The organism is Azospirillum sp. RU38E, assembly GCF_900188385.1.
GTDB lineage: Bacteria > Pseudomonadota > Alphaproteobacteria > Azospirillales > Azospirillaceae > Niveispirillum.
Genome location: NZ_FZOI01000001.1, coordinates 654,000 through 671,365, shown reverse-complemented (window position 1 = coordinate 671,365; position 17,366 = coordinate 654,000). Strand labels below are relative to the sequence as shown.

The 17,366-nt window shown below is 65.1% G+C and carries 11 protein-coding genes; 10 read left to right on the top strand and 1 reads right to left on the bottom strand.

What is annotated here, in order from left to right:
* The first annotated feature begins 174 nt into the window (after positions 1-174).
* The 9 genes from CHB97_RS02810 to CHB97_RS02770 all read left to right on the top strand — a co-directional run bounded on the left by CHB97_RS02810 (position 175) and on the right by CHB97_RS02770 (position 10,975).
* Positions 175-1,110 (top strand): D-alanine--D-alanine ligase, encoded by a 936-nt coding sequence (locus CHB97_RS02810; RefSeq protein WP_089286868.1) that lies wholly within the window; start codon positions 175-177, stop codon positions 1,108-1,110.
* Positions 1,098-2,012: a cell division protein FtsQ/DivIB gene (locus CHB97_RS02805; RefSeq protein WP_089286396.1), complete on the top strand. Its 915-nt coding sequence runs from the start codon at positions 1,098-1,100 to the stop codon at positions 2,010-2,012. The genes CHB97_RS02810 and CHB97_RS02805 overlap by 13 nt, the downstream gene beginning before the upstream one ends.
* A gap of 12 nt (positions 2,013-2,024) precedes the next feature.
* Positions 2,025-3,305 (top strand): cell division protein FtsA, encoded by a 1,281-nt coding sequence (ftsA, locus tag CHB97_RS02800; RefSeq protein ID WP_089286395.1) that lies wholly within the window; start codon positions 2,025-2,027, stop codon positions 3,303-3,305.
* 162 nt (positions 3,306-3,467) lie between these two features.
* Complete coding sequence (gene ftsZ / locus CHB97_RS02795; protein ID WP_089286394.1) at positions 3,468-5,174, top strand: cell division protein FtsZ; 1,707 nt, start codon at positions 3,468-3,470, stop codon at positions 5,172-5,174.
* A gap of 337 nt (positions 5,175-5,511) precedes the next feature.
* Complete coding sequence (gene lpxC / locus CHB97_RS02790) at positions 5,512-6,411, top strand: UDP-3-O-acyl-N-acetylglucosamine deacetylase (RefSeq protein ID WP_089286393.1); 900 nt, start codon at positions 5,512-5,514, stop codon at positions 6,409-6,411.
* Between the two features lie 250 nt (positions 6,412-6,661).
* Complete coding sequence (locus tag CHB97_RS02785) at positions 6,662-7,369, top strand: ABC transporter substrate-binding protein (protein WP_160105503.1); 708 nt, start codon at positions 6,662-6,664, stop codon at positions 7,367-7,369.
* 139 nt (positions 7,370-7,508) lie between these two features.
* Positions 7,509-8,336, top strand: a complete 828-nt coding sequence (locus CHB97_RS02780; protein WP_089286391.1) for an outer membrane protein assembly factor BamD — start codon at positions 7,509-7,511, stop codon at positions 8,334-8,336.
* 40 nt (positions 8,337-8,376) lie between these two features.
* Positions 8,377-10,071: a DNA repair protein RecN gene (gene recN / locus CHB97_RS02775; protein ID WP_089286390.1), complete on the top strand. Its 1,695-nt coding sequence runs from the start codon at positions 8,377-8,379 to the stop codon at positions 10,069-10,071.
* A gap of 85 nt (positions 10,072-10,156) precedes the next feature.
* Positions 10,157-10,975: an AAA family ATPase gene (locus tag CHB97_RS02770; RefSeq protein ID WP_089286389.1), complete on the top strand. Its 819-nt coding sequence runs from the start codon at positions 10,157-10,159 to the stop codon at positions 10,973-10,975.
* A 23-nt stretch (positions 10,976-10,998) separates the two neighbouring features.
* Here CHB97_RS02770 and CHB97_RS02765 read toward each other — a convergent pair whose 3' ends face one another.
* Complete coding sequence (locus tag CHB97_RS02765) at positions 10,999-13,959, bottom strand: bifunctional [glutamine synthetase] adenylyltransferase/[glutamine synthetase]-adenylyl-L-tyrosine phosphorylase (protein ID WP_244559354.1); 2,961 nt, start codon at positions 13,957-13,959, stop codon at positions 10,999-11,001.
* A gap of 98 nt (positions 13,960-14,057) precedes the next feature.
* On the opposite strand from CHB97_RS02765, the gene CHB97_RS02760 reads away from it, so the two are divergent.
* A complete protein-coding gene (locus tag CHB97_RS02760) occupies positions 14,058-17,360 on the top strand; it encodes a DUF3971 domain-containing protein (protein ID WP_089286388.1) in 3,303 nt (1,100 codons plus the stop codon).
* Positions 17,361-17,366: the final 6 nt, after the last annotated feature.

The window sequence follows — 17,366 nt, the reverse complement described above, 5'->3', positions numbered from 1 at the left end:
TTGAAAGCGGCACAGATTGCCGCTTGCGACCGTTGGGCGCCTCGCTTACACCGGATTTTGTGGGCGGATATGCTGGCCGTCACACAAAATCTTGCGTTTGTGCAAAAGTTGCCGAAATGTTCGGCCATTACGCCCGCATCCTGGTGTATGCGGGCCGTGGGGGAGTTTGGTGTGATGGGTGAGACGAACGCGAAGCATGTCGCCGTCCTGATGGGTGGCTGGTCTGCCGAGCGCGAGGTGTCGCTCGTCAGCGGAAGCAATATTGCCACGGCGCTGGAAGACAAGGGCTACCGCGTCACCCGTGTGGATGTGAAGCGCGACCTGCCGGCCCTGATCGCCGCCCTGTCCCACCCGCGCCCGGATGCGGTGTTCAACGCCCTGCACGGGCGCGGTGGGGAGGATGGGCTGATCCAGGGTGTGCTGGAATATCTGGGCCTGCCCTATACCCATTCCGGCGTCAAATCCTCCGCCATCGCCATGGACAAGGAAATGACCAAGCGCCTGCTGGCCACCGCCGGGATGCCGGTGGCCGATGGCGTGGTGGCGACCAAGGATCAGGTGCTGGCCGGCCATGTGCTGCCCCCGCCCTATGTGGTGAAGCCGGTGGATGAGGGCTCGTCCGTCGGTGTGCGCATCGTCAAGGCAGGCGACAACTTCACCGTGCTGGCGGAAGATGCCTGGGTCTATGGCGACAAGGTGCTGGTGGAACAGTTCATCCCCGGTCGGGAACTGACGGTCGGCATCATGGGGGATGAGGCGCTGGCCGTTACGGAGATCGTGCCGACGCAGAATTTCTTCGATTACACCGCCAAATATACCGATGGCGGCGCCACCCATATCTGCCCGGCGCAAATCCCGGCAGAGGTGGCGGCAGAGGCCAAGCGCCTGGCGCTGCTGGCCCATCGGGTGCTGGGCTGCGAGCCGGTATCCCGCTCCGATTTCCGCTGGGATGACAGCAAGCCCGGCGTCAGCGGCCTGTGTTTTCTGGAAACCAACACGCAGCCGGGCTTCACGCCCCTGTCGCTGTTGCCGGAACAGGCCGCCGCGCGCGGCATCGCCTATGCCGATCTGTGCGCCTGGATAGTGGAGCGAGCCCGATGCCACGTGTGACGCACCCCGACGCCATCCCGGATAATCCACGGGCCCGCTTCGCCGAAACGGCGCGGCGGGCCACATTGCGTGCAGCGCAGGAGGCCAATCGCCGCCGCGCCATGCCGCGCTGGGCCGGCCCCGCCATGCGCATCGGCCGCACGGCGGCCCCGCTGCTGCTGCTGGCGGCCGTGGGGGGCTGGGCCTGGGCCAGCGGTCAGGCCGCCATGCTGACCTCCCTGGTGACCGACAAGTTCATGCACGCATCAATGGATGCCGGCCTGTCGGTCGGGGAAGTTTTTGTGCAGGGGCGCAAACGCACGGCGAAGACCGACATGCTGGCAGCCTTGGGCGTGCAGCGTGGTAGCCCGATCCTGGCCTTTGATCCCCACACTGCCCGGCTGGCGCTGGAACAGATCCCCTGGGTGGCGGAAGCGCGGGTGGAACGCCGCCTGCCGGACACGATCTTCATCGCCATCAAGGAACGCAAGCCGATGGCGCTGTGGCAGCATGACCGGCAATTGCGGCTGGTGGATGCCGATGGCGTGGTGCTGACGGACGAAGACCTGTCGCGCTGGCCCAACCTGCCCATGCTGGTGGGGGCCGATGCGCCGGCGCGCGGGCCGGAACTGCTACGCCAACTGGCGGCGGAAAAGACCATCGCCGACCGGGTGGAGGCCGCCATCCTGGTGGCTGGCCGGCGTTGGGATCTGAAACTGAAGAATGGCATTGACGTGCGCCTGCCCGAACATGAGGTGCCGGAAGCCCTGCACCAGCTGGCGCTGATCCAGCAGACCAATCAGGTGCTGGACAAGGATGTGGTGTCGATCGACCTGCGGATGCCCGACCGGTTGGCCATCCAGACCTCGGCCATGGCGGCCGACCTGCGGCGCAAGCCGCCGGAAAAGAAGCAGAAGATCTGAGGGGCGGCGGACATGGCATTTCCCGGCGCACTGAATACCCGCAAAGGCCCGCGCAAGGTGACGCGCGGCGGCACCATCGCGGCCCTGGATGTGGGTTCGACGAAGGTGGTGTGCTTCATCGCCAAGGTGGACGATCCCGGCTCCATCCGCGTGGTCGGTATCGGCCATCAGGTCAGCCGGGGCGTACGCTCCGGCGGCATTGTCGATATGGAAGCGGCGGAGACTGCCATCGGTACCACCGTCCATGCGGCGGAGACCATGGCGGGTGAGCAGATCCGCCAGGTGCTGGTCAGCCTGTCCGGCGGCCAGCCGGAAAGCCAGACCCTGACGGTGGAAACCCCGGTGATCGGGCCGGAAATCGCCGATGCAGATGTGCGCCGGGCCCTGGCCCAGGCCCGCCGGCTGGATGTGTCGGCCGATGCCGAACTGATCCACTCCATCCCCGTCGGCTATGCCATTGACGGGTCCAAGGGCATCCGCGATCCGCGCGGCATGGTGGGCGAACGGCTGGGCGTGCGGATGAATGTCGTCACTGCGGCCGCCAGCCCGGTGCGCAACCTGACCACCTGTGTCGGGCGCTGCCATCTGGGGGTGGAGGGGTTTGTGATGAGCCCCTATGCCTCCGGCCTGTCCTGTCTGGTCGAAGATGAGATGGATCTGGGCGTCACCCTGATCGATATGGGCGGCGGCACCACCAGCATCGCCGTGTTCAATGATGGCAAAATGGTCTGGTGCGACAGCATTCCGCTGGGCGGCGTGCATGTCACCAATGATATTGCCCGCGGCCTGACCACCACGGTGGTGGATGCCGAGCGGCTGAAGACCCTGCATGGCAGTGCCGCCGCCGCCGTCTCCGACGAGCGGGAGATGATCGACGTCCCCCAGGTGGGGGAGGAAGAGCGCGGCCAGGGCAACCATGTGCCGAAATCCTATCTGGTCAGCATCATCCAGCCCCGGCTGGAGGAGATTTTCGAGCTGGTGCGTGGCCGGCTGGAAGGCTCTGGCTTTGCCAAGGCCGCCGGCCGCCGCGTGGTGCTGACCGGTGGCGGCAGCCAATTGGCCGGCGTGCGCGAACTGGCCGCCAATGTGCTGGACAAGCAGGTGCGGCTGGGCCGCCCGCTGCGTATCGGCGGGCTGGCCAGCAACCTGTCGGGCCCGGCCTTTGCCTCTGCCGCCGGCCTGCTGGCCTATGCGATGCAACAGACCCATGAGATGCCGGCCCTCAGCCCGCTGGACGAGAAACCGTCCAGCCTGTGGGGCCGGGTGAACCTCTGGCTGCGGGAGAATCTGTAGAGATGGAGCCGCCGCCATGATGGATCACCGACGAAGACCGTCACCCCAGGCCAGCGCCCGCCCACCGGCAGCCCAAGCCTGACCCCCGATTGCCCCCGATGATTGGCCCTGCCCCAGGGCCACCGCCCAAGACCCCCTCCCCCGCCAGAGGAGTTGCCCCAAATGAGCCTGAAACTCGGTATCCCCAGCGTCGAAGTACAGACCAAACCCCGCATCACCGTGTTCGGTGTCGGCGGTGCCGGCGGCAATGCCGTCAACAACATGATCCGTTCCAATCTGGAAGGGGTCGAGTTTGTGGTCGCCAATACCGACGCCCAGGCCCTGCAGGGCAATCTGGCCACCAAGCGGGTTCAGTTGGGCTCCACCATCACCCGTGGCCTGGGGGCCGGTTCGCGCCCCGATGTCGGCCGTGCGGCGGCGGAAGAGCAGCTGGAAGAGATTCTGGGCCATCTGAACGGCACCAACATGTGCTTCATCACCGCCGGCATGGGCGGTGGGACGGGCACGGGCGCTGCCCCCGTCATCGCCCGCGCGGCGCGTGAACAGGGCATTCTGACTGTGGGCGTGGTGACCAAGCCCTTCAATTTCGAAGGGGCGCACCGTATGCGCACGGCCGAATCCGGTATCACGGAACTGGCCCAGTATGTCGACACGCTGCTGATCATCCCCAACCAGAACCTGTTCCGCATCGCCACGGAGAAGACCACCTTCGCCGATGCCTTCAAGCTGGCCGATGATGTGCTGCACGCCGGCGTGCGCGGCGTCACCGATCTGATGGTGATGCCGGGCCTGATCAATCTGGACTTTGCCGATATCCGCACGGTGATGAGCGAGATGGGCAAGGCCATGATGGGCACCGGCGAGGCGGAGGGCGATAACCGCGCCATCGACGCCGCCGAAGCCGCCATCAACAACCCGCTGCTGGATGATATCAGCATGAAGGGTGCCCGTGGCGTGCTGATCAACATCACCGGCGGTCATGACATGACCCTGTTCGAGGTGGATGAGGCGGCCAACCGCATCCGCGACGAGGTGGACCCCGAAGCCAACATCATCTTCGGCTCCACCTTCGATGAACATATGTCCGGCAAGATGCGGGTGTCGGTCGTCGCCACCGGTATCGATAATGCTGGCCAGCAGGTGCGCCCGGTGGCCCAGCCGCAGCCCTTGCCGGCTGCCAATGCCGCTGCCCGGCGCCCCGGCGTGCCCTCGGTGCCGCCCGTCCCGGCCGCGGCCGCCGCAACCGCCAACGGTATTCCGGCCCGTGCGGTCATGCAGCCGGCCGGCATTCCCGGTGCCGCCGCCACGCCGCATTACCCCCATATGACCCCGGCCCCGGTGCCGGGTGCCGTGCCGATGGCGCCGGCCCCGCTGGCGACCCAGCAGACGGCCGCCATGGCAGAGGCCGCCCCCGCTGCTGAACCGGTGGCGGAAGCCGCCGCCCACCATGCCCCGGTGACCCAGGAACTGCGCCCGGTGGATATGCGCCCGCCGGCGCCGGCCCGGCGCGACGATGCCTTCATCCCGCCGCGCCCGGCCGAAGGCGCGCCGCGCAGCAACAACCAGGTGCCGGAACGCTTCACCCCGCCGCCGGTGGAAAAGAAGGCCGGCCTGTTCAGCCGCATGTTCGGTCTGGGTGGTGGCAGCCAGCCGGCCCAGCGCCCGCAGCCGGCCCCCGCGCCGCAGGCCCAGCCGGCACAACAGTTCCAGCCCCAGCAGTCCCGCGCGGCTGCCCAGCCGGCACCGGCCCCGGTGCCGCAAGCGGCCCCGCAGGCCCATCCGGCCGAGGCCGCCCCCCGCGCCAAGGCCCCGCAGAGCGAAGAGGATATGCTGGATATCCCGGCCTTCCTGCGTCGCCAGGCGAACTGAACATCGTTCGCAATCAAGGCTTTATCGCGTTGCATCATGAAGGGCCGGCCCGGCGGGGGCCGGCCCTTCTGTTTTGCCCTTAACCGATCTGGGCAAAATTGTGACGTCAGATCATACTGTTATCCGACAGGTGCGTAACAATCGGTAATAAAGAGTGATTTGTGTCTTGCCGAGACAGGCGTCATGGTGAGGTCGTGAAGGGATGCCAATGCTGCGTTGCAACGCCCTGTGGGAAGGGAACGCGACGCAAACTCCAACCAGGGAAGGGTGGGGGCAAGGCAACGGGATCGCTTCGCATGGGGGCACTGTCTAGATTGATCGGAAAAGGGGACATACCATGTCCTGGCAACAGACTCTGAATTCCACGATCGATTGCATGGGCATCGGCCTTCATTCCGGCCGTCGGGTCCATCTGACTCTGTGCCCGGCCCCGGTCGATACCGGTATCGTTTTCATCCGCACCGATCTGCCGGAAGGTCAGGGGATCATCCCCGCCCGCTGGGATCTGGTGGCGGATACCCGCCTCTGCACCCTGATGCGCAATGAACATGGCGCCACCATCGGCACGGTCGAACATCTGATGGCCGCCCTGCGTGGCTGCGGCATCGACAATGCCTATGTGGAGGTGAGCGCCGCCGAAGTGCCGATCATGGATGGCAGCTCGGCCCCCTTCATCTTCCTGATCGAGTGTGCCGGCACCCGCGTGCAGGAAAAGCCGCGCCGCGTGATCCGCGTGCTGAAGGAAGTCAGCGCCGTCGATGGCGACAAGAAGGTGACCTTGAGCCCGGCCCCGACCTCCAGCTTCCGGGCGGAGATTATCTATGACAATACCGCCCTGATCCGCCGCCAGGAAGGCAGCCTGCGGCTGACTGACCCGGCCAGCTTCAAGGTTGAAGTGTCGGCCGCCCGCACCTTCGGCTTCGCCCATGAGGTGGAACAAATGCGCAAGGCCGGTCTGGGCCTGGGCGGGTCGCTGGATAATGCAGTGGTCATTGATGGCGACCATGTGCTGAATGAAGGCGGCCTGCGCTTCCAGGACGAATTCATCCGTCACAAGATCCTGGACGCGGTGGGTGACCTCTATCTGGCCGGCGGCCAGATCCTGGGCCATTATCACGGCATCCGTGGCGGTCACGGCATGAACAACGCCGTGCTGCGCGCCCTGTTCGCCGATCCGGCCAATTACCGTATCGAAGATGCCCCGGTCTGGCAGGAAGAACTGGCCACGGTTGCCTGATCTCCCGCGCTGTTTCCGCGACACCGCTCTTTTACCTGCATTTTCTGCCCGGCCGGACATCCATGATGTCCGGCCGGTGTCATTTTGGCCGACGGCAATCCAACGGACAGTTCATAAAGTCGTCGCGGAACCCATATAGGATCGGTCACTCTGTTCCAGGCACTCACGCGCTCAGGCCATGATCCAGCATCGCGCCTTTCGTCTTGTCCTCTTGCTGATCGGCCTGGGCTGGTTTCCGGGCCCTTCCGCCATGGCGCAGGCACAGACGGGGCCTTCGGTGCGGCTGGCCAGCCTGGACTGGCCGCCCTTCACCGGCCCGAACCTGCCACATCAGGGGCGTTCCACCGCCATCGTTCAGGCCGCCCTGGCGGGGGCCGGTCTGGCGCTGCAGGTGGAGTTCCTGCCCTGGCAGCGGGCGCTGACCAGCGGCCTGCAAGACCCCGATTTTCATGGTTATTTCCCGGAATATCGCGATGCCACGATGGCACGCCACTGCCTGCTGTCTGACCCCATCGGCAACAGCCCCCTGGGCTTTGCTGAACGGGCGGACGCGCCGTTCGCCTGGACACAGCTGGCCGATCTGGCGAACCGCCGCATCGGCACGGTGCGCGGCTATGTCAATAACCCGGAATTCGATGCCCTGGCCGCTGCCGGCGGGCTGACGGTCGAACCGGCGGTCGATGACGCCACCAACCTGCGCAAGCTGGCGGCGGGCCGGCTGGATCTGGTGGTGATTGACAGCAATGTGCTGTCATATCTGCTGGCCACCGACCCGGACCTGATTCCTCACCGCGCCGCCCTGCGGCTGAATGGCCGGCTGCTGGAGGAAAAAAGCCTGCATGTCTGCTTCCGCAACGATGAAGCAGGCAGCGCCTTGCGGGCCCGCTTCGACGAATCTCTGCGTCATTTGCCGGAAATTCAGGCCGGACAGAATGCCGCGCGCCCTGATCTGCGCTGAAATGCCTTTGTTCCGCCAGGATTTGGCGGCAAAAGCGTGCATGTAATGATAGCGCGTCGTTTGCCGCTTGGCGGGTGCCGTCCCGCGCGTGCTATAAGGCTTCCCGCATTCATGCCCCAGAGCTTGGTTGTCATTGCCGATGCTTCGCACGCCCCGCACCGTCCGCCCGTCCGCCGTCGCCCGTTACCTGGTGCCGGCAGCCTTGCTGCTCCTTACCGCCTGCTCGGGCAAGAAGGAGGAGATCCCCTATGTCGAGCGGCCGGTGGAGCAGATCTACACCGAGGCGTCCAACGCCATCGACAATAAGAACTATACCAAGGCGGCCCTGCTGTTCGACGAGGTTGAGCGCCAGCACCCGTACAGCCAATGGGCGGTGCGGGCCAAGCTGATGTCTGCCTATTCGCACTATGAGGCGATGAAGTATGACGATGCCATCGCCGCCCTGGATGGCTTCATCGCCCTGCATCCGGGCAACCGCAATGCGCCCTATGCCTATTATCTGAAGGCGCTCTGCCAGTATGAGCGCATCACCGACGTGCGCCGCGACCAGAGCACGACGGAAGAGGCGCTGAAGGCCTTGAATGAGGTGGTGCGCCGCTTCCCCACCACGCCCTATGCCCGCGATGCCAAGCTGAAGATCGATCTGACGCGCGACCATCTGGCCGGCAAGGATATGGAGGTCGGGCGCTTCTATCTGAATACCGGCGAATATGTCGCCGCCATCAAGCGCTTCCGCCGGGTGATCGACGAGTATCAGACCACCAGCCATGTGCCCGAAGCCCTGCACCGCATGGTGGAGGCCTATCTGGCCCTGGGCATCCGGGAAGAGGCGCAGGCCAATGCCGCCCTGCTGGGCCATAATTACCCCGGCAGCGTCTGGTATCAGGACACCTATGCCCTGATGAACCGCGCCGCCGCGGGTGAAAAGCCCTCCTTCCTGACCCGCGCCTGGGACTGGATGTTCTGATCTGAGCCACGCCGCTTCATAAACGTCCGGGAATGATCCGATGCTGGTGACGCTCTCGATCCGCGATGTGGTGCTGATCGAACGGCTGACACTGTCGTTCCAGGCCGGTCTCTGCGTGCTGACGGGGGAGACCGGGGCCGGCAAGTCGATCCTGCTGGATTCGCTGGGGCTGGCGCTGGGTGCGCGCGGCGACAGCGGGCTGGTCCGCCATGGCAGCGAGCAGGCCAGCGTGACGGCGGAGTTCGATCTCAGCCGCACGCCGGACCATCCCGCCTTCGCCATCCTGCGCGAACAGGATCTGGAGGTGGAGGATACGCTGGTGATCCGCCGCACCCTGACCGCCGATGGGCGTTCCCGCTGTTTCGTCAATGATCAGCCGGTGGGCGTCACCCTGCTGCGCCGGCTGGGCGAAACACTGGTGGAGGTGCATGGCCAGTTCGATACACATGGCCTGCTGGACCCGCGCACCCACCGCGACCTGCTGGATGATTATGTGCAGCTGGCCGATCGACAGCAGAAGGTGTCGGCCTCCTGGCGGGCCTGGCGGCAGGTGGAACAGGCGCGGTTGACCGCTGCCGACGATGCCGCCCGCGCCCGTGCGGAGGAAGATTACCTGCGCCACGCGGTGGAGGAGCTGGACCAGCTTGACCCGCAGGAGGGGGAAGAGACGGGGCTGGCCGAACAGCGCGTGGTGCTGCAGCACCGGGAAAAGCTGATCGAGGGCATCAATCAGGCTTACGGGGAACTGTCCGGCGAACGCGGGGCCGAACGCGCGCTGGCCAGCGCCCTGCGCACCCTGTCCCGGCTGGCGGAAAAGGCCGGTGGCCGACTGGACCCGGTGATCAGCGCCCTGGATGAGGCCGCCAATGATGTGGGTGAGGCCGCCCGCTCGCTTCAGGCCCTGTCGGCCGACATGGATACCGATGGCGGCAATCTGGACAAGATCGAGGAGCGGCTGTTTGCCTTGCGCGCCGCCGCCCGCAAGCATGGCACCGACGTCGACGGGCTGGTGACCCTGCGGGCGGAAATGGCGCGCAAGCTGTCACTGATTGAGGATCAGGGCGACCTGTTGCAGAAGCTGGCAGCCCAGGCAGAGACCGCCAAGGTCGCCTATCTGGAGGCCGCCAAGGCCCTGTCCGCCGCCCGCACCAAGGCGGCATCCAAGCTGGATCAGGCCGTCGCCGCCGAGCTGAAGCCGCTGAAGCTGGAAAAAGCCCGATTCGTCACCAAGGTGGAACCGCAGGGGGAAGAAGGCTGGGGCCCGCACGGCATCGATGATATCGCCTTCCAGGTCGCCACCAATATGGGCAGCCCGCCGGGGCCGCTGGCCAAGATCGCCTCCGGCGGTGAACTGGCCCGCTTCATGCTGGCGCTGAAGGTGGTGCTGGCCCAGGTGGGCACGGTGCCGACCCTGGTGTTTGACGAGGTGGATACCGGCGTGGGCGGGGCCGTGGCCGATGCCATCGGCGAACGGCTGGCCCGGCTGGGCGACCAGAACCTGCAGGTGCTGGTGGTCACGCACAGCCCGCAGGTGGCCGCCCGTGGCGCCCATCATTGGAATGTGCGCAAGAAGGCCGCCGCCGGTCGCACGGTGACAGAGGTGGTGCCGCTGTCCACGGCGGAGCGGTTGGAAGAACTGGCCCGCATGTTGTCGGGTGCGGAAATCACCGAGGCCGCCCGCGCGGCGGCGAAAAGCCTGCTGGCCGGACGCAACGCCTCCCCTACCCTGCTGTGAACCCGGCGATCCGCGCTGCGGAACCTGCAGCGGGGATGGGAAAGCTGCCCTTGCTGATCGCAATGCGATGCTTGATGCTGACTGAATGGTGGGCCATCCCAGCGGTTCGCACCAAGCAGCAGAGGTTTTCCGTGTGACAAGAAGCAAGTCAAAATCACCGGTCTTCAGGGCACCCTTCCTGAAATCAATCTGGCTGGATGACAGAAAATTTATCGACCGCACGCAGTATCCATTCTCCATTCCGGCCCTTGGCTCCGATAAGTTCCAGATAGAATTCAGCCGGCCTGTCACGATCTTCGCCGGACAAAACGGAACCGGCAAATCCACCATTCTGGAAGCGATTGCCGGCCTGTGCGGCTTTGGCAAATTTGGCGGAAACAAGAACTATAATCTCAGCAAAGAAGAGCAGAATCCCCTTGATGGATACATGCGCGCCTCCTGGTTCCCGAAGGTGACAAAGGGATTCTATGTCCGGGCAGAAGCCTTCTTTGCCTTTATAAATCAAGTTGATCGCTTGGCGCAGGAGGGGGGCGCTGCGATCTATCAATCTTACGGTGGCCGATCGCTTGCGGAGCGGTCGCACGGGGAAGCCTATATCGACGTCTTTCGACATAAAATGAACGGCGGGGGGATATTCATCTTCGACGAACCCGAATCCGCCCTCTCCCCCCTGCGGCAGATGGAGTTTTTGCGCCTAATCAAGGCGAGTGAAACGGTGGGAGACTGCCAATTCATCATGGCCACCCACTCGCCCCTGATCATGGCCTATCCCGGTGCCGCCCTGTTCCATGTCACAGACCAGGGAATCTTGGAGAAACCCTACACCGCCACAGACCATTTCAGAATTCTGCGCGAATTTTACCTGGACCCTGACAGCTTCATGGACGACCTCTTCTCGGAATGACCATGACGCTGTCAGGGTAAGGTTCAGCCAGCCCCCACCTCGGCTCCCACAATTGCCGCAAAATCGGCCAGCACCTGCGCCGCCATGGCACGGAGCTGGCTTTCCACCTGATCGAAGGACAGGCTGGCGGCGGCGTCCGGCAGGGCCACCTTCGCCAGTTGCTGTTTCAACCCGGCCGGGGCCTTGGCCGCATCGAAGGCACCATCGGTGGTCAGGCGCAGGAAGCCCTGCACCCGCCGCCAGGTCTTGTGTGCCTCGATCAGCCGGTTGGCGGTGTCCACCGGCAGGAAGCCGCTGTCCCCCAGCCAGGCCAGCGCCCCGGTGGTGTTGGTATCCAGGATTTCCGGCTTTTCCGGGCCATGCAGCAGCAGCAGATATTGGGCGATGAACTGGATGTCGGTCATGCCGCCACGCACATGCTTCACCGACCAGATATCATCCGTATGATGCTGCTGGTCGATGCGGGCACGCATGGAGACAACGTCCTGGCGCAGCTTTTCCGCATCGCGCCTGCTGGTCAGCACGGCCTTGATTTCCGCCGCCAGCCGCGCCCGCAACGGGGCCGGGCCGGTCACCGGGCGGGCACGGGTCAGCGCCATATGTTCCCAGGTCCAGGCACTTTCCCGCTGATATTTGGCGAACCCGTCGAAGCTGACGGCCAGCGGCCCGGCATTGCCGCTGGGCCGCAGGCGCATATCCACCTCGTAAAGCTGCCCCTCGGCCGTCTGGGCGGTGATGGCATTGACCAGCCGCTGGGTCAGCTTGATAAAATAATCATTGGTTGACAACGGCTTGTCACCATCCGACTGGCTCACCCCGTCCGGCACCTCATAAACCGTGATCAGGTCCAGGTCAGAGCGCAGGGAGAGCGAGCGGGCGCCCAGCCGACCGAGTGCGATGACAGCGAAGCCCGCCCCCGGCACCCGGCCATGGCGGCGGGCGAATTCATCCTCCACGACCTTTTGCAGGCCGACCAGCGCCACCTCCGCCACATCGGTCAGGAAGGCGCCCAGCCGGTCAGCGTCGGAGATATGGCGCAGGATATGCACCCCGGCGCGGAAGCGATGCTCGCTGGTCCAGCGCCGGGCCAGATCCAGATATTCCTCGAAATAGCCGGCCCCGCCCAACAGAGCCTCAAACCCGGCTTCCAGCTCCTCCCGCCCCGGTAGCGGATCGAAGAAGCCGGGCAGCAGCACGGCATCCAGCGCCGCCGGGCGGCGGGCCAGCTGTTCGGCCAACCGGGGGGCGGTGCCCATCACCTCTGCCAGCAAATCCAACAGGTTGGGATTGGCATAGAACAGGCTGAAAAGCTGCACGCCCGCCGGTAGCCGCTCCAGAAATTCGTCGAATTTCAGGAAGGCCTGATCGGGATGGGCGGTGCGGCCGAAGGCGGCCAGCAGGGTCGGCACCAACTCGGTCAACAGTTCGCGCGCCCGCTGGCTGCGGGTGGCGCGGTAGCGGCCGTGATGCCAAGCCCGGATCTGACCGGCAATGGCGGACGGGTTGGCATAGCCCATGGAGCGCAGCGTCTCCATGGTTTCCGGGTCATCCTCCGTTCCGGTGAAGACCAGATTGCCGGGACCGGACAGGGTCGGGCTGTCGGCGAACAAGCCATCATAATGGTCCCCCACCACGCCCAGCGTCTCCAGCAGGGCCTGCCGGAAGGATTGATCATCGGCATAGCCCAGGAAGGCGGCAATGCGGGCCACCCCTTCGTCTGATTTCGGCAGTTCGTGGGTCTGCTGGTCATCCACCATCTGCACCCGGTGTTCCACCGTGCGCAGAAAGCGATAAGCGCGGGACAGGTCGTCGGCGACGGATTGTTCCACCCGCCCCGCCTCCACCAGCGCATAGAGCGCCTGCACCGTGGCGGGCACGCGCAAGGAGCGGTCGCGCCCGCCATAGATCAGTTGCTGGGTCTGGGCGAAGAACTCAATCTCCCGGATGCCGCCGCGTCCGATCTTGATATTATGGCCGTTGACGGTCTTTTCCCGGTGGCCCTTATGGGCACCGATCTGGCGCTTGATGGAATGGATGTCCTGGATGGCGGCGAAATCCAGATTCCGGCGCCAGATGAAATGGCGCAGGATATCCATGAAACCCTCACCCGCCGCCAGATCGCCGGCCACGGGGCGGGCCTTGATCATGGCCGCACGTTCCCAGTTCTGGCCCAGGCTGCTGTAATAGGCCTCTGCCGCGGAGACGCTGACCGCCACCGGCGTGGCGCCGGGATCGGGGCGCAGGCGCAGATCGGTGCGGAAGACATAGCCATCCGCCGTGCGCTCATCCATCAGCCGCACCAGTTCGCGGGTGATGCGCACAAAGGTGCGGGTCATCTCCCCATCCGGCACCTGCACGATGCCATCATCATAAAGCACGATCAGGTCGATATCGGAGCTGTAATTCAGCTCCCGCGCGCCAAACTTGCCCATGGCCAGCACGATGAAGCCGCTGCCCCGTTCCGGCTCCTCCGGGAATGGCAGCACCAGCTTGCCCGAGGCGGCCGCCTGCCGCAGGGCCAGCCGGGTGGCCAGTTGCAACGACGCCTGGGCGAAATCGGACAGGGCGCCGGTGACCTGTTCCAGCGCCCAGGCGCCGGCCATGTCGGCCAGACCGATCAGCAGGGCGGCGCGGCGTTTGGCCACGCGCAGGCCCTTCATCACCCGATCGGTATTATTGTCGGCCCCATACTGGGCCCCCATATCGGTCAGCAGGTCAGCAAAGGCGGTATCGAAGCCTTTTTCCACAATGGCGCGGAAAAAGCCGATCTCTCTTAAAAGGGCGGTGCCAAGGAACGGACTATGTCCGAAAATTGTTTCAAGCACCGTCCGCCCTTCGGGTTGATCCATGAAGGTGCGGGCAAATTCGGCAAGCGCCGTATCAGCGGTGGAGCGGATGGCATCAAGCCAATGTTCCAGGCCAACGGCGGCACGTTGCACATCACCGGGAAGCGGGAGGCTTTCTTGATTGAATATAAGGCGCATACCGGGCTATCCCAGAGGTGGGTCGGGCGCGGGCCACAGTGCGCCGCCTGCCCGACCCAGGTCAAGCCCAGCCGGATAGCGCCCGAGATCCTTCATTGATGTTCCGCCGAAGCGCCCTTATCCTGTTGGAATTACTGGCTGGCCTGTTGGCGGTCGTGGTGCTGGGTGGCGGGTTCCTCGCCTGGCAGCTGACCAAGGGGCCGATCCCCATTGATTTTGCCACCCGCTATCTGGAACAGGCGCTGAATGCGCAGTCGCCCACACGGCTGGATCTGGGGGAAACCATCCTGGCCTGGAACGGGTTCGGCAGCCGGGTCGATCTGCGCCTGCGCGGTGTCACCGCCTATGGCAGCAGCGGGGCCGTCATCGCCGCTGTGCCCGAGGTGCGGCTGGGCCTGTCGGTGCCGGCATTGCTGCGCGGCACCGTCGCCCCCACCCGGATCGAACTGGTGGAGCCACGGCTCTATGCCGAGCGGACGGCGGACGGCGAGTTCCGCCTGGATATCCGCAGCAGTGATGAGGAACTGGACCCCGATGCCGGTGCGCGCATCGCGCGCGAATTGCTGGCGGCCCTGCGGGAACCGCCCGACCCGCTGAAACAGACCGGCGCCCTGCGCGACCTGCGGGTGACGCGGGCCCGGCTGGTGGTCAACAATCTGGCGACCGGCACGGTCTGGCAGGTGCCCCGGCTGGACCTGCGCCTGCGCCGCGGCAACAGCGGTGTCTTCGGTACAGCCGCCGCCGATATCGATATGGGCGGCAAGATCAACCAGATCGCCGCTGAAATCGATTATCGCCTGTCCGATGGCGGCATGAATGTGCGCACCGCCCTGGCCGATCTGCGCCCCGCCGATTTTGCCCAGCTGGCCCCGGTGCTGGAACCGCTGCGCGCGCTGGAGGTGACGCTGGACGGTTCCATCACCATGGAGGTGGATGAGAACCTGAACCCCAAAGCCATGGTGATGGGCCTGACCGGCAAACAGGGAAGGCTGGTGCTGCCCGATCAGCTGCCGGAGCCGCTCTCCTTTGACAGCGTCTCCCTGCATGGCCGGCTGGAAGATGCCGGCCGCCGCCTGATCCTGGATCGGTTCAACCTGGACCTGACCGGCCCGGCAGAGCTGACCGTCACCGGCACGGCGCATCAAAAGGGGGACCAGATTCATCTGGCGCTGAAGGAGGAGTTGACGGGCCTGCCCATGGCCGACCTGAAGCGTTACTGGCCCCTGGGCGTGCAGGAAAGCACGCGCGACTGGATGGTCGGCAATCTGGCCGATGGCACCTTCAACAGCACCATTTTCACCCTGGAAGGCACGTCACCAGCCAAGAAACCGCTGGATATCAAACCGACCAAGCTGGAAGGGCGTATCGCCATGTCCGGCTTCACCGTGCATTACCGCCGCCCCCTGCCGCCGGTGAAAGAGTTGGCGGCGGAGGCGACGTTTGACGGTGCCACCTTCGCCATCGATATCAAGTCTGGCAAGCTGCTGGACATGCAGGCCGGTCCCGGCCTGGTGCGGATTACCGATCTGGATAAGGAAACCATTCAGAAGATTGATATCAAAGTGGCGCTGGCCGGTCCGGTCTCCTCCGCCCTGACGGTGCTGGATGCCGAACCGCTGCATTATGCCGGCAAGGTGGGGCTGGTGCCGGGCAGCGTTAGCGGGCAGGCCAAGGTGGACATGCATTTCGCCTTCCCGCTGATCGCCAAGCTGACCATGGACAAGGTGGAACTGGATGGCACCGCGAAGCTGGCCGATGTCGCCGTGCCCAACATTGTCGCCAATATCAGCGCCAGCCAGGGCCAGCTTGATCTGACCGTCGATTCCCACAAGCTGGATGTCACCGGCAAGACGCTGCTGAACGGCGTGCCGGCCGATATCGCCTGGACGGAGAATTTCGACGATACCGCCCCGTTCGGCACCCGGGTTCAGGTGCTGGCCCGCCCGGATGATGCCCAGCGCGCCGCCTTCAAGTTGGATTTCCCCGATTGGCTGAATGGCCCCGCCGGGGTGGACATGACCTATACCCGCCGGGGCAGCGGGCCGGCGCGGGTGGAAACCATCGATACGGCCCTGGACCTGACCCCCAGCATCTTCCGCATCGATGTGCTGGGCTGGCGGAAGGAGGCTGGCAAGCCCGGCCGGGGCACGGCCAATATCCGCTTCATCGATGGCAAGCCGCTGGTGATCAGCGGCTTCACGGTGGAGACGGAGGAATTGCACGCCAGCGGCAGCGCCCGGCTGCGGGATGATGATTTCGGCATGGATCATCTGCTGCTGGAAAGCTTCAAGTTGGGCGAAAGTGATGCCCGCATCGATCTGCGCAGCACCGACCGGCAGGGCGGCATGGCCATTGATGTGCGCGGCCCTGCCTTTGATGTCCGCCCCTTCCGGGGCAAGAAGAAAACGGGGGAGGCCGACGCCCATCCGGCGGAACCGACAGAGCCAGCCGAGCCGGCCAAGCCACCCGCCATGGCCATCAGCTTTGACCTGGGCCGCGCCATCATGGGCGATGAAGGCCGGGTGATCCGCAATGCGCGCGGCCGCATGGAACGCGACACCGACATCTGGTTCCGCACCGATCTGGATGCGGAAGTGGGGGAAAAGGGCAGGCTTTCCGTGCGTTATGGCCCGGATGCGGCCGATCCGCGTATCCTGACCCTGGAAATGGCCACCGATGATGCCGGGGCCACCCTGCGCAATCTGGATGTGATCAGCCAGTTGAAGGGTGGCAGCCTGACCATCAATGGCCGCAGCGCTGCCGACGATCCGGCCAAGGCGGTGAATGGGGAAGCCGACCTGCGCGACTATCAGGTGCAGGATGCGCCGGTGCTTGCGCGGCTGCTCTCCGCCGCGTCCCCGCGCGGCTTCGCCAATTTCATGTCCGGCCAGCCCATCGCCTTTTCCCGGCTGCATGGTCAGTATCAATGGAATAGCAGCGGCATTTCCCTGCGCGAGATGCGTACCTCGGGTTCGCAGGTTGGGCTGACGCTGGAAGGCAATATCGACCTGAAAAAGGGCCACGCCCAGCTGCAGGGCACGATCGTGCCCTTCTCCACCGTCAACAAGCTGCTGGGGGCGATCCCGCTGCTGGGCGATCTGCTGGTGGGTGGCGAAGGCCAGGGCCTGTTTGCTGCCACCTATACGGTGAAGGGGCCGCTGGATAATCTGCAGACGGGCGTAAACCCGCTGGCCGTGCTGGCGCCCGGCTTCCTGCGCAACCTGTTCTTCCTGCCGCCGCCTGCCGGTGAGGCACCGCCGAAGGAGGAAAAGGCGCCAAAGGTGTCGAAGCCGGTCAAAGAGAAGAAAGGGGAGATTACCCCAGCACCAATCCCGGCCGCGACAGAAGCGGCGGCAGGCGAAGCCGCCCCACCGCCGCCAGCATCACCGCCGGGGCCGTAGGCTCAA

What these genes read in the sequence shown, in the direction of transcription:
- CHB97_RS02810 (WP_089286868.1), top strand. Translation starts at nt 175, where the DNA reads ATGGGTGAGACGAACGCGAAGCATGTCGCCGTCCTGATGGGTGGCTGG.
- CHB97_RS02805 (WP_089286396.1), top strand. Translation starts at nt 1,098, where the DNA reads ATGCCACGTGTGACGCACCCCGACGCCATCCCGGATAATCCACGGGCC.
- ftsA (WP_089286395.1), top strand. Translation starts at nt 2,025, where the DNA reads ATGGCATTTCCCGGCGCACTGAATACCCGCAAAGGCCCGCGCAAGGTG.
- ftsZ (WP_089286394.1), top strand. Translation starts at nt 3,468, where the DNA reads ATGAGCCTGAAACTCGGTATCCCCAGCGTCGAAGTACAGACCAAACCC.
- lpxC (WP_089286393.1), top strand. Translation starts at nt 5,512, where the DNA reads ATGTCCTGGCAACAGACTCTGAATTCCACGATCGATTGCATGGGCATC.
- CHB97_RS02785 (WP_160105503.1), top strand. Translation starts at nt 6,662, where the DNA reads ATGGCGCAGGCACAGACGGGGCCTTCGGTGCGGCTGGCCAGCCTGGAC.
- CHB97_RS02780 (WP_089286391.1), top strand. Translation starts at nt 7,509, where the DNA reads ATGCTTCGCACGCCCCGCACCGTCCGCCCGTCCGCCGTCGCCCGTTAC.
- recN (WP_089286390.1), top strand. Translation starts at nt 8,377, where the DNA reads ATGCTGGTGACGCTCTCGATCCGCGATGTGGTGCTGATCGAACGGCTG.
- CHB97_RS02770 (WP_089286389.1), top strand. Translation starts at nt 10,157, where the DNA reads ATGGTGGGCCATCCCAGCGGTTCGCACCAAGCAGCAGAGGTTTTCCGT.
- CHB97_RS02765 (WP_244559354.1), bottom strand. Translation starts at nt 13,959, where the DNA reads ATGCGCCTTATATTCAATCAAGAAAGCCTCCCGCTTCCCGGTGATGTG.
- CHB97_RS02760 (WP_089286388.1), top strand. Translation starts at nt 14,058, where the DNA reads ATGTTCCGCCGAAGCGCCCTTATCCTGTTGGAATTACTGGCTGGCCTG.